The following is a 13,684-nucleotide window of genomic DNA, read 5'->3' as shown; positions in this document are numbered from 1 at the left end:
ATATTTTGATAGATTGAAAATTAATTAGGAGTCAGTTTACTAGCACGTAATGAAACCTATAGTTTTTATGAATAATTCATAAAAATAAAGATAATTTAATCTTTTTTAAAAAGACTTGTCTAACCTGTGTAATCGCAGGAATTTGCTAAAAGGAAATTAGGAATTTATCCTGGAATATAAATATTTTTTAAGTTTATGTAGAAGAAACCCAAGTAATGAAACGAATACAATGGGAGTAAATAAATTTATCAGTTGCCAATAAGATTTATTTTCTAATATTTTTTGTTTGTCTAATAACCTTAAATTAATTTTTTTTGAACGAATACTTATAAGTCCAGTATCGTCTAGAAGATATTCAATAGCGTTTAATAAAAACTCTTTATTGCCATAGTATTGTTGTGTCCACTTATCCACACCCAATTCTAACGGTTGTCCTTTGTGAATTTGATTTTTTCCAATATCTCCATCTGCAATTAAGATCATTTTGTTCTGAGAACCTTTTTCTAAGGGTTTCGCAATCCTAATCGGTTTGATACGATCTTTGTATGCGGAATTAAAATTTCCCTCTAACAAAAGACCTAAGATTTTATTTCCGTTTTTATAAGTATTAGGTTCAGGTTTTTCCATAACAGAGTTTAATTCCACAATTGTCGGAACTTGAACTTCTTTGGAAAGCATTGAACTTTGCAGCAAGATTGTTTTTTTTACATCATTTTTTAAGGTGTCTATGGAAGATACAAAGCTTAAAGATACTGGACTTATGTTATTTACGATGGGATGATTACTCTTAGAGCTAACCAGGGGAGCATAAAGCCAAAGAAAGTTTTCAAAGGTTGTTTTATTACCAGTATTACCTGTTGCTAAAGCTATTTTAGATGCGTATAAGTCTTTTACTAGGTTTTGGTTTATCCTAGCTCCATATCTAAAAAAGAAATCATCTAGGTTAAGTTCTTTAGAGTAGGCAAGGGATTTACCATTTTGAAACAAACTATCCATTTCGGCTTGGACATTATCAACCATCCATAAACTTTTACCACCATTCAATATGTATTGATCTAAGGTGTATTTTTCTTCCTCAGAAAAAGGGATAGTTGGTTTTGCAATGATGGCTAGGTCAAACGATTTTAGGTGCTCTATCGTTTTTAAAGGATTTGTTTGAACAGAATCTAATGTAAATTTTGCAAGATGATAATTTGAGCCTACAGACTTTAATAAACTATATAGTTGAATGTCTTCCAATTCTCCATTTCCCGAAAGAATTACAATACTTTTTTCTTTTTTAGAAGAGACGTTTTTTATGGCGTGTAAAAAAACATATTCTAAATTTTGAATGGAGTTTTCTAGTTGTTGCTCTTGTGAGCTTTTAGGATCACTATCTTTTAATAAAGAAATAGTTTCTTTTTTGTTTTTGTAGGTGATGGTAGCCCATGGAATAATTACACTTTCTGAGACTACACCATTTTCTTCAATGGTAAGTCTGCTTGGTGTTAGACCTTCCGAAATTAATGACTGTAAGTTATCTTTCGGATCAATGAATAACACTTTGATATTACCATTCATTATTTTTAATTCTTCCAAAAACTGTCTTGTTTCGGTTTGAAGTCTTTTAAATTCTGGTGGGAAATCCCCTTCAAGATATACTTTAATGACTGCAATTTCATCTAAGTTTTTTAGGATAGATGCTGAGGTTTCTGAGAGCGTGTATTTTTTATCACTTGTTAGGTCAAATCTTGTGTGAAAAGATTTACTTACTGTGATAAGAAGAATTGTTAAAACAAATAATGTCGCTATTTTCTTTTTGGGTGCAATACTGTAAAAATTAAAGAGGGTGCATTGTAGAAAGAAAACCGTTACAATAATAAAATAAATAATATCTGTTGTATCTACAACACCTCTAGCAATACTCAAAAAATGAGTATATAAACTTAGAGATTCTGTATTAAGGCTCGGGACAATCGAACTTATATCAGAGAGTCCACTGTATAATATGAAACAGAGTAAAATAGAACCTAATAAAGAAATAAGAGTGTTTTTAGTAAGAGAGGAGACGTAGAGTGCTATGGAAATAAAAGCGCTGGCCAAAAAAAGTAAACCTAGATACGATCCTATAATACTACCTGTTTCAATAGCTCCTACAGGTGATGCAAGTTTGTAAATACTGTAAACATATATTATTGTTGGCAGTAACATGAAACCAATAATAAGCAATATTGAAAAGAACTTTCCAAGAACAAATGCTAAGTTGCTAATGGGTTTGGTTTTAATAATTTCAATGGTTCCAGATAGATACTCCTCTGAAAAACTTTTCATAGTCAGGGCCGGAATAACTAAAATAAAGAGCCATGCAGTACTATGGAAAAAATTTGCAAGTGAAGCAAAACCACTATTTATAATATTGGCATCCGTTTTAAAAATCCAAAGCCATAAACTATTCAAAATAAGAAAACCAAGAATTATTGTGTAGCCTCCTAGAGATCCAAAAAATAATCGAAGTTCCTTTTTTAATACGGCTAACATAAATAGTGAAGTTTTACTTTTTTATAACGGAACTTTTAAATAGTTATTCTGTTTTATGAAAATCTAATGTAATAGAGTCTCTATAGTCTAAACCGAGAAGACTTGAAGCGCCACCAACCGTAGTTAGATTACTTTTATAAATGGCAATTTCAATAAAACCAGCAGAGTTAAATATGGCAAGTTTGTTACCATCGCTTTGCCTTAATACAGGATCTAAGGTAAAGTCAACAATATCACAATATTTATAATTAATTTTAGAGAAAGTATATCTACTTGCACTTAATGTAAATTGACGTCCTTTACCAACCTCTTTAAAAAGTTTTTCTGTGATATTACTAATAACGTTCCCATAATTATCGATGTAAATAACATTACCAGAAATACTAGAAAGGTCGCTTGATACTTTAGGCTGAAGCTCAAATATTTTTTTATAAGTCTCCAAAGGTTTTCCTATTACCTCTAAAGTACCACCTCTTGCTATGTGCGCTGCAACTTGAACAAAAACATCTAAAACGGAAAAACTAGACTCAAATCGATCATGAATATTTATTTCAACAATTTTAGAAGGTTTTATCTCAGAGGCAATCATGGAAATCAAACCATTATCTGGGCATACAAAGTAATGACCATTTAACAAGAGCGCAATATGTTTATTATCTTCGTTTAATTCTGAATCAACCCCAACAATATGGATGGTTCCTTCCGGAAAATTCTTATATGCATTTTTTAAGATATAAGCAGTCTCTGTAATATTAAAAGGCGAAATTCGGTGAGATATATCAACAATCTTAGCGTCTGGAACCGTAGAATAAATAGCACCTTTAACTGCTCCTACAAAGTGGTCTTTGGTTCCAAAATCTGTAGTTAAAGTAATTATAGACATCTGTGGTTTGCTTCCTTTTGAGTGTTCGTTTTTATGGATATGAATCCTTAAAAATCTTGAACAAATTTATACAAATATATAGGAATTAATAGTATTTTTAAACATGAAAATAAAGGAAATATAAACAATAAAAAGCAAGCAGTTGAACGAACGTATTATAAGTCTTTCAGAGATAAATCCTAATGAGTTTTTTGGACACCAAGAAGCTACAATCAAACAGTTAAGAGCTTATTTTCCAAAACTTAAAATAGTGGCAAGAGGTTCTCAAATAAAAGCCTATGGTGAACCCGTTATTTTGGATGAGTTTGAAAAACGTCTGGAAATGATTATCAAGTATTTTGATAAATACAATAAGATAGATGAGAATTCTATCGAACAATTATTGACCAATACCGGTAAAAAAACAGCAACCTCCTCAACGGCCGATGCTGTTTTGGTGCATGGTGTAGGAGGGAAGCTGATCAAGGCCCAAACGGAAAATCAAAGAAAAATGGTAGCCAAAATGGAAACAAATGATATGTTGTTTGCAATAGGCCCTGCCGGAACGGGAAAAACCTACACAGCAGTGGCTTTGGCTGTAAAGGCGCTTAAGGATAAAGAGGTGAAACGAATTATATTAACCCGACCTGCAGTTGAATCAGGTGAGAATTTAGGTTTTTTACCCGGTGATTTAAAGGATAAATTGGATCCATATATGCAACCTTTGTACGACGCTTTGAGAGATATGATTCCTTTTGAAAAATTGGATTCGTATATTGAAAAAGGAGTGATTCAAATAGCACCTTTAGCTTTTATGAGGGGAAGAACGTTAGATAATGCTTTTGTGATTTTGGATGAGGCACAAAATACAACTACCGGCCAAATGAAAATGTTTCTAACCAGAATGGGAAAAAGAGCCAAGTTTATTATTACGGGTGATCCTGGGCAAGTGGATTTGCCTCGTAAACAAGTTTCTGGTTTAAAAACTTCGTTATTGGCATTAAAAGGGGTAAAGGGTATTGCAAATATATTTTTAGATGACAAAGATGTAATACGTCATCGATTGGTAAAAGAGATTATCAAAGCTTATAAAAATATTGAAACAGAATAATTATTGTGATAAAGTAAATGAAGAAATGAAGTTTCTAGTTTAGAATTCTTTATTTTTGCCGAACTATTTTATAGACATAACGATAGCAATAAATTTTATATAATGACAAATACGATCAACGACACAAATTTTAATTTTCCAGGACAACAGAAAGTTTACAAAGGAAAGGTGAGAGAAGTATATACGGTTAGTAACGATCTTTTGGTTATGGTAGCTACTGATAGGTTGTCAGCTTTTGATGTGATCATGCCAAAACAGATTCCTTTTAAAGGGCAAATATTGAATCAAATTGCTTCGAAAATGTTGGAAGCAACTAAAGATATCGTGCCAAATTGGGTGGTGGGTACACCGGATGAAAATGTTACCATTGGGCATTCTTGTGAGACTTTTAAAGTAGAAATGGTAATTCGAGGTTACCTTACAGGGCATGCTTGGAGAGAGTATAAGGCAGGTAAAAGAGTTTTGTGTGGGGTTGCAATGCCTGAAGGAATGATTGAAAATCAAAAATTTGAATCTCCTATAATAACACCATCAACAAAAGCAGATATTGGAGATCATGATGAAGATATTTCTAGAGAAGATATTTTGGCAAATGGAATTGTATCAGAAGAGGATTATAAACAACTAGAAGCCTATACTTATGCGTTGTTTGAAAGAGGAACTGATATTGCTGCAAAACAAGGACTTATTTTGGTGGATACAAAATATGAATTTGGTAAAACTGCGAATGGAGAAATCGTTGTGATTGATGAGATTCATACTCCGGATTCTTCTCGTTATTTTTATGCAGATGGTTATGAAGAGATTCAAGCAAAAGATCAAAAGCAGAAACAATTGTCGAAGGAGTTTGTTCGTGAGTGGTTGATAGAAAATGGTTTTCAAGGAAAAGAAGGGCAAGTAGTTCCTGAATTAACGGAAGAAAAAATAACTGATATTTCGAATAGGTATATTGAATTATATGAGAAAATAACCGGAGAAACATTTGTGAAGGCAGATGTGTCTAGAGTTATAGAAAGAATCGACACAAATGTGAAAGGTTTTTTGAATTCTCTTTAAATCGATACCAGTGTGTAAAAAAAGCCTCTACTGAATAAGTAGAGGCTTTTTTTTAGTTTGTGTTTTTTATAATCTTTGTCGCACAGCTTCATATAGAAAAGCTCCACAAGCAACAGATACATTTAAAGATCCAATATTTCCTTTAAGTGGTAATTTTGCCTTTGCATCTACCATTTTTAAGATTGATGGGTTGATACCTCTATCCTCAGAACCCATAATGATGGCAGAAGGTTTTTTTAAATCAACATCAAATAATAAATCTTCCGTTTTTTCTGTAGCTGCTACAATTTGAATTTCGGCTGCTTGTAAAATAAACATGGCATCTTTAATATGGTTTACTTTACAGATAGGAATATTAAATGCGGCTCCGGCAGAAGTTTTGACGGTTTCAGCGTTCACTGGTGCGTTTCCTTGGTTTTGGATAATTATTCCGTGTACTCCTGTACATTCTGCAGTTCTAATAATTGCACCGAAATTTCGTACATCAGATACTTGATCCAATAATAAAAATAAAGGTGTTTCTTCTTTTTCCAAGGTAGCTTCCACTAAAGTATCTAAATCGTGAAAATTAATTGGAGCAATCTGTGCCACTGCACCTTGGTGATTGTTGTATTTAGATAATTTATCCAATTTTTCTACAGGAACATAACTAAAAGCAACTTTGTTGGTTTTAATCTGCGTCATCAATTCATTCATTAAATGTCCAGAAATTCCTTTCTGAATAAACACTTTATCTATAGAGCTCTCACTATTGATAGCCTCAATTACTGCTCGTAATCCAAATATTTTTGACGTCTTTATTTCCATGGCGCAAATGTACTGCTATTATTTGTATAAAAAAACCCGCTTTAAAAGCGGGTTATGAGTTCTGTTGCAATATTTTTGTTTATGGGTTAACAGTAAACGTATGGGATTCTGAAGCAGAGTCAAATTCATTATTGAAAAAGTAAACTTCTTCGGCTAAAGTCATTTTGTAGTTTCCGTATTCAGGATAGGATAATCCATCACCAAAAGCATCGTTGATTGTAAATGTGTAATCTCCGGGAATTAACTGGCAGAGAGTTACTGACATGGAAGTTGTGCCGTCTGGATATGTTCCTTCAGCAAAAGAATAGACCAATTCATTTGATGAATTTCTAATTTCAACTGAAGTTTCACTAGCATAACCGTCAAATACAATTTCTAGTTTTGGACATTTTAAACCGACACTAATAGTTATTGGCTCACCAATGTAAATGTTATTGTTCTCCGAGGTAAGATTCAAATTAAGTAATTTGTCAGGATCAATATTCATGTCTTGAACACTTAATGGAATATTACCGATATTGCTATTTGCTGGAATGGTTACAGTATTAGGTAATGTATAAGATGATGGATCTAATGTAGAAGTGTCAAGTATTTCTATATTGAAAACTCTATCATTTGAATGAATTTGATTAGCGTATATTTTAATATCTTGAACTACCGTTTCTCCATTTGGAACCAGGATGGAAACATCCGATTCTAAAGTAACAAAATCCGCAATTGTAGGTCCTTCGTCTTGACAACTAGCCAATAAGAAAAGAACCAATATTATAGAACTAAGTTTGTATATGTATTTCATGATTTTAGTTTTAACGATTAGCATTTACAGAGTCATTGATGTTTTCATTAGCATCAATTTCTTTTTGAGGAACTTTTAAAAAGAATTTATTATCATCCGCTTCTAAATCAGAGTTAGGTAATCTGTGATTTCCTGTTCTAGGTATTGCACGTCGTAATCGTTTAGCATCAAACCATTCAACTCCAATCTCCGCATATAGTTCTTTTCTTCTTTCAATAAGAATTTCTTCTAATAAGTCAGCACCAGTGTTAGTAGATTTAATTGCATTTGGATCTCTGTTAGACTGTAAGGCGAATAAAAGATCATGAGCTGTTGGATCACCTAACCTGTGTTTCGTTTCTGCTTCAATTAAAATCATTTCTGATGTACGCATTAAGGGAAGGTCAGATTCAAAAGAAAATTTAAATTTTGTAGTTGTTAAAAATTTCCATTCCGCTCCAACTGTTTGATCATATGTTTCATCAAATAAGTTCCTTACGTCTGTGCTGCTAAAAAGTGCACGAAAATCTTCATTAACATAAGTACCAAAATATCCATCAGCGAAATGATCACTAAATGCATGGGGGGCAGCATAGTAATAGTTTGATTGGTCTGTTGTTTGTGGACTTCCCCACATCCATTCAGAACTTTCAATCTTGTCAAAACCATTTGAGTATTCTGAGGCATTTAATGCTGCTGATGGATTCCCACCATATGCAATTATTGCTGCGTCTCTTGCTCCTTCCCAATCTTCCATAACTAAATATACACGAGCTAATATACCTGCAGCTACTTGCTTGTTGATATAGGATTTTCCTAGGCGAGATTCGTCTAGATTAGCAACAGATTCTGTAAGGTCTGCTACGATTAAATTATACATTTCGCTTAAAGTAGACATTGGTTTTCCTTCTAGGGATAGTTCTAGGTAAATTGGAGGAGCAAGATCAGTAGGGTCTTTTGAATAGGTGTGTTGGAATTCCATACTTAATTGAAAGTAAAAAAAGGCTCTAATAGCTTTTGCTTGCCCCATTAATTCTTTTACATCATCCTCTCCTATATTGCTATTTGGTAATCCGTTGATAATTGAATTAGCTTGATTGATCATATAATAAGGGTATTCCCAACTAAAAACAGTTCTTGTATAATTCGGTTCTCTGTTGTCATTATCATAGTCAAAGTTGTACCAAGAGTTTTGAATAAAATCATTTCCTTTCACGGTTCTTGCAAAATACATGGAATACATACCACCCGCATCTGTTCTTGTAAATTGGTCTCTAAACTGTCTTTGTATTCCGGATAAATGAGCTTCCACTCCTTCTCTAGAGTCAAAAATCACGGTTTCGGTAACTGCATCGGTAGGTTTTGGCTCGTTTAAAAAATCATCGCTACAACTGAATAAAATCATTGCAACGCAAATAATTGTTGTGTTTATAAGTTTTTTCATGTTGTAAAAATTAAAATTCTAAGTTTAAACCTAAAGATGTAGTTTTTAAATTGTATGATCGGTTGTCTGTGGTTCCTGCAAGGTTTTGTTCAGGGTCGATACCTTTATGACTTTGCCAAGTAAATAAATTATCTCCCTGAATGTAAAGTCTAAATCTTGATAAATGCATTTTAGTGACTAATTTGTTAGGGAGATTATAACCAAATGTAAGGGCCTTAAGTCTTATGTAGTCATTCTTAAAAAGGAATCTGTCAGATTGTGAAGTGTGATCGTTTTGTGCATTTAACAAAAGAGGCACATCTGTAATATCTCCTGGTTTTTGCCAACGTCTTGACAAATCTACATGACCTGGATCTCCAATTCTTTCCATTCCCCCCATTAGAGAAGCATAACTTGAGTCGTAAACATAAGCACCAAAACTAAAGTTGAAAAGAAAGTTTAAGTCAAAATCTCCATATACAAAGTTATTGGTGAAACCACCTACAAAATCAGGAAGTGATGATTTGTTTACATAGGTTCTAGAATCAGAAGCTTCTGCATAAACTTCAGTAACTTCTCTTCGTTCAATGTTTCCGTTTTCGTCTTTGATGTTTTTATACCACATTCCATTTCCATTTGCTGGATTGACTCCTGCCCATTCAGCAAGATAGAAGTCGTAAATTGATCTTCCAACTTCCCATCTTTTCGTTCCGTTTATGTAAGAATCTTGTGATAATTCAGTTATTTTATTGTTGTCGAAAGAAAAATTAAGTCCGGTTGTCCAACTAAATTCTGATTTTTTAAGAATGTTTGATCTAAGCGAAACTTCTACACCGTAGTTTTTAACTGCGCCTATATTGGTTACTATTGACTCATTACCGGTTGATATTGCTAAAGGTGCATCGTATATTAAATCAACCGATTCTTTTGAATAGTAATCAACGGAACCGTTAAGATATTGACCGAAGAAATTAAAATCTAATCCAATATTAAATGATCCTGTTTTTTCCCAAGTTAAATTTGGGTCTGCAACATTTCCAAGGAGTACACCGGTATTTGATAATTCGTTAAATCCTGTCTCGTATAGCGATAAATAAGGAAAGTAATTGTCGTTTCCGTCTGCATCTAAAGTTCTGTTGTTCCCTAATTGACCATAAGATGTTCTTAGTTTTAAAAACTGAATTTGGTCTATGTTTTGCATGAATCTTTCATCAGATATAACCCATGACCCACCAATGGAGAAAAAGTTACCTTTTCTAACACTTTGGTGAAATCTACTAGAGGTATCTTGTCTAAAGGAGGCTTCAATAAAATACCTTTCGTTATAGTTATACATTGCTCTTCCAAGAAAAGATTGTAGTGTTTCGTCTGTAAATGATCCTCTAACGGCTTCAGGTGTTGTGCTACCAGACAGTACTTCTACGCCAGGGAGAAATCCTACCCCTTGAGCTCCTAAGGCACTAATGTTTTTTTCAAAGGCTTCATGTATAAGGTTAGCTGAGATATTATGTTTATCGTAGGATTTAGAGAAGTTTAAACTGTTGATTATGTTTTTAGTAGTTGTAAAGTCTCTATCTTGATCTACTCTTCCTTTTGCAGCAGCACCAGCACCATATTTATAATGATCATAGGAATAAGCATCGTAGATGTATTTTTCATATGAAATTTGAGTTTTAAAGTCTAAGTAGGAAGTAATTTGGAAATTTACATAACCATTTGCGCTAAAATTATCTCTTTTATAAGTTTGCTTACCTAAGTACAAGGTACCTACTGCATTTCCTCCTGATAAAACTGGTCTAGAGGCATTTAAGCTTCCGGTATTATTACCATAATCATATATGTTATTCCCATTTGCATCTTTAATTAAATTGCCGTCGGGATCTCTTCTGTATAATGGGTAATATGAAGAAACACTATTGATCCATTGCATGGTACTAGTAAAAGAGGTACCACTTTGATCCGGGAAATTCTGTGATGAATTTGAGTAAAATAAAGAAATACCTGTTTTGAACCATTTGTTGACCTTTGTGTCAACTGATAGACGTGTGGTTACACGTTCAAAGTTGGAAGTATTAACTGTTCCTTCTTGGTCCAAATAGTTTAAATTGAAAGAATGAGTAGTTTTTTCACTTCCACCTGAAATTCCTAAAGTGTGCTCTACCCTCTGTGCATTATTGTTTTCAATTAGATTTGCCCAATCAGTATCCCAATGTTTTTCGGTAGAGATTAATTTTCCGTTCGTACCAACAGGTTGATCGTTTTTGTAAGGATTGTAACCTAAATTAGCGACTAAACCATTGGAAGCTGCGATAGCTGCTGCTTCTGCACTTAACCCTTGTCTATATTGGTTGTTATTTTTTATTGCTTCCCAAGTGTACTCTGTGAATTCGTCTGTATTTAATAAACCATGTCTTTCAACTGCCCTTCCTGATATTCCATAACTAGATGTAAAAGAAACTTTGGTAGCAGTATTTAATTTTCCTCGTTTTGTATTAATAAGAATAACCCCGTTGGCCCCTCTAGATCCATATAGTGAAGTCGATGATGCATCTTTTAAAACATTCATACTTTCTATTTGGTCTGCACTAATGGTGTTAAGGTTTCCGTTGAATGGTGCGCCGTCAACAATTATTAATGGCTCGGCAGAAGCATTAATCGAACTTATTCCTCTTATTCGGATGGTTGGATTTTCACCAGGTTGTCCTCCTCCAGAAATTATATTAACCCCTGCAACATTTCCTTGCAATGCAGTCGCTACGGAAGTAATTTGTTGGTTTGCTAAAGTGTTTGAAGAGACTGATGAAATGGCTCCTACTATAGATTTTTTGGTTTGTTTACCAAATGCTACAACAACCACCTCTTCAAGTGCCTCAGTATCTTCTTGCATGGTTATTTGCATTGGTGAAGAATTTTGCACTGTTTTTTGTAGGGAAACCATACCAATATAACTAATATCGAGAACAGCTCCAACTTCGGCTTCAATAGAAAAGTTTCCATCAAAGTCTGTTTGAGTTCCGTTGGAAGTGTTGTTAACTAAAACCACTACTCCAGGAAGTGGTCCTGAAGCATCAGAAATAGTACCGGTAACAGTAATTTTCTGGCTTTGTGAATAAGAAATTTGAATAACGAGCATGCAAAAGAGCATCGTCAATCGATGTAATTTTAGATTCATTTGGGTAGAGTTTTTAGATTATTTAACATAATTATAACTTTTTTTGGAATATTCCCTATAAAAGGTAGTGAAAAATTTTCGATATTAAGAAATTGTTAACTTTTGTATATTAGGTTTTTGGAAAACTTCGTTTCGCTAAGTATAATTTGCAAAAGGTGTTGTTTTTTTGAAGAATGGTTAAAACTCAGTTGTTAGTTTAATGTGGAATATGCCTTGGTTAAGGTTGAACGGGCTATCATTTGTTTTACCAAATGCATAGTTTAAATTTATGAAACCTCCCTTTGTTTTGTACGCGTATCCTAGTCCGAAACTATAATTTCTGTCATTTATTGAGGTTGTTGGATTGTCTGTTATAGCAAAGTCCGTGAATGTGTATAAGTAGGACTCTAGTGAGGTAAGTAATTGATATTCAAAATTTGTGAAATTATAGGAGGATGTAAAAATACTTTGTTCGTAAAATCCTCTAATGGTGTTCGCTCCTCCTATTTGAAAAAGCTCATTAAGAGTAAGGTTTTTTCCAAATATGTTTTCAGTTCTGTTATGAATGTATATTCTGCTTCGTTTTGAGAGTTTTTCGTAGAAGGAGAAATCTAACAAAGTATAATATTGGCCCTCTGATGTTGCTGTTGTTTTTTTTGTTCCAGCGCTAACTTTAGCATTTAATTTGATATTGGTTTTGTTTCGTCTTTTGTGTTTAAAGGAATATTGTGTCCCGTAAAGTTTTTTCTGAAAAGTTTCAATAGTTGTGTTGTTGTTTGTTAGTAGGTTAGTAGAGTTTTTTGAAGAAAAGTTAAGTCCTATTTGATGCTCTATGTTTAGGTTATAGTCTAGTGAAACGTTTAGTGTAGTGTTGATAAAAGAAGAGTCTTGTTTGTAGATCTCAAAATTTATTTCTGGATTTATGGAAGAGCCAAAAATATATGGGGTTGCTGCTTTTATTTTAAAGTTTTCTTGTTCATTACCATTGTTACTCCAATAGAAAGCAAGATGTTCCCCTTTGTTAAAGGTGTTGTTTAAAGATACATCCAGGTAACCGTTGAATCTTAATTTCCCATTTTCTCCGTTAGTAAAGCCTACAAGGCCATCAAATTTATTAGATTGATGTTTGTGTAAGTACAAGTATATCTGGGTGGAATCTTTTGTGAATAATACTTCCGGTTTTCTTGTTTCTGTAACGAATGAAAGATCTTTGATCTCTTCACTCGTTTTTGAAAGTGTGTTTTTGTTGTAGGTTTCTTCAGAGTTAAGTTTTAAGTGTCGTTTTATAAATTTTTGAGGAAAGCTTTTGTATCCGTTGATTACTACTTTATCAATAGTTCTTTTTTTTGTTGTTTTTATAGATATTTCCGTGAAAAGTGTGTCGTTTCTTTGGTTTTTTATTGTCGGAGTTAGTGCTGTAAAGGTATAGCCTTGTTTCTCATAATATTGATACAGAGTTTTCAGCTTTTGGTGTAACTCCAGAAAAGGAAAAACTACATCATTGGCTTTAAAATCAGGTAAGAGTTCTGCGGGGTGCGTAAATTCTAATTTAACAAAGTTTATTTTTTGTCGGTAATTTATCGTGTAAGAATAACTGCTATCATTTTGTTTGGTGAGAACTATTTCATGATTTATATATCCTTGTTCGTTGAGCTTTTGACCGGTTTGTTTAAGATATGAAGTTAGTTCGGTGTGCTTTTCAAACACGGTGTCTCTTTTGGGTGTTCTTAAGCTATCTAAGTACTCTTCTTTGAGTTGGATGTTTTTGTTTTGTGCTAAGATAGTTGTGGAAAAGTGTAGGACAACAACAAATAATGGTAGTAGAATGTTTTTGGTAGAAGGTAATGGATGGTTTAATTGTCTGTTTTGCATGTAAGAAAACATTTCACTTTTGATAAAATGCCTAAGGTCAAAGCTAAATTATAATTATGCAATTATCAAGAAATATGTAAAGATTAAAATTTAACTAACTGGTATTTGAT

General features: G+C 33.2%; 9 protein-coding genes. 2 read left to right on the top strand and 7 right to left on the bottom strand.

Annotation, left to right across the window (positions count from 1 at the left end):
• Positions 1-156: 156 nt before the first annotated feature.
• Both gldG and AC2DGP_RS07490 read right to left on the bottom strand, forming a co-directional pair.
• Positions 157-2,517, bottom strand: coding sequence for a gliding motility-associated ABC transporter substrate-binding protein GldG (gene gldG, locus AC2DGP_RS07495; RefSeq protein ID WP_484492380.1), 2,361 nt, complete (start codon positions 2,515-2,517; stop codon positions 157-159).
• Positions 2,518-2,560: 43 nt separating this feature from the next.
• Entirely contained in the window at positions 2,561-3,400 is an 840-nt protein-coding gene (locus AC2DGP_RS07490) for an SAM hydrolase/SAM-dependent halogenase family protein (RefSeq protein ID WP_484492379.1), read from the bottom strand.
• A gap of 142 nt (positions 3,401-3,542) precedes the next feature.
• Between AC2DGP_RS07490 and AC2DGP_RS07485 the strand changes: the two genes are divergently transcribed.
• Together AC2DGP_RS07485 and AC2DGP_RS07480 are read left to right on the top strand one after the other, a co-directional pair.
• Positions 3,543-4,490, top strand: a complete 948-nt coding sequence (locus AC2DGP_RS07485) for a PhoH family protein (protein WP_484492378.1) — start codon at positions 3,543-3,545, stop codon at positions 4,488-4,490.
• 102 nt (positions 4,491-4,592) lie between these two features.
• Positions 4,593-5,546, top strand: a complete 954-nt coding sequence (locus tag AC2DGP_RS07480) for a phosphoribosylaminoimidazolesuccinocarboxamide synthase (RefSeq protein ID WP_484492377.1) — start codon at positions 4,593-4,595, stop codon at positions 5,544-5,546.
• A 66-nt stretch (positions 5,547-5,612) separates the two neighbouring features.
• On the opposite strand, the gene rlmB is transcribed toward AC2DGP_RS07480, so the two are convergent.
• From rlmB to AC2DGP_RS07455, 5 genes are all read right to left on the bottom strand, one after another.
• Positions 5,613-6,353 carry a 23S rRNA (guanosine(2251)-2'-O)-methyltransferase RlmB gene (gene rlmB, locus AC2DGP_RS07475; RefSeq protein WP_484492376.1) on the bottom strand — a complete coding sequence of 247 codons (741 nt, stop codon included), beginning with the start codon at positions 6,351-6,353 and terminating at the stop codon, positions 5,613-5,615.
• A 79-nt stretch (positions 6,354-6,432) separates the two neighbouring features.
• A complete protein-coding gene (locus tag AC2DGP_RS07470) occupies positions 6,433-7,149 on the bottom strand; it encodes a hypothetical protein (protein ID WP_484492375.1) in 717 nt (238 codons plus the stop codon).
• Between the two features lie 10 nt (positions 7,150-7,159).
• Positions 7,160-8,572: a RagB/SusD family nutrient uptake outer membrane protein gene (locus tag AC2DGP_RS07465; RefSeq protein ID WP_484492374.1), complete on the bottom strand. Its 1,413-nt coding sequence runs from the start codon at positions 8,570-8,572 to the stop codon at positions 7,160-7,162.
• 10 nt (positions 8,573-8,582) lie between these two features.
• Positions 8,583-11,723: a SusC/RagA family TonB-linked outer membrane protein gene (locus tag AC2DGP_RS07460; RefSeq protein WP_484492373.1), complete on the bottom strand. Its 3,141-nt coding sequence runs from the start codon at positions 11,721-11,723 to the stop codon at positions 8,583-8,585.
• Between the two features lie 177 nt (positions 11,724-11,900).
• On the bottom strand, positions 11,901-13,574 hold the full coding sequence (locus AC2DGP_RS07455; RefSeq protein ID WP_484492372.1) for a BamA/TamA family outer membrane protein: 1,674 nt from the start codon (positions 13,572-13,574) through the stop codon (positions 11,901-11,903).
• Positions 13,575-13,684 lie beyond the last annotated feature (110 nt).

Source organism: Flavicella sp. IMCC45537 (assembly GCF_057197705.1).
This window is presented reverse-complemented; position numbering and strand designations above follow the sequence as displayed.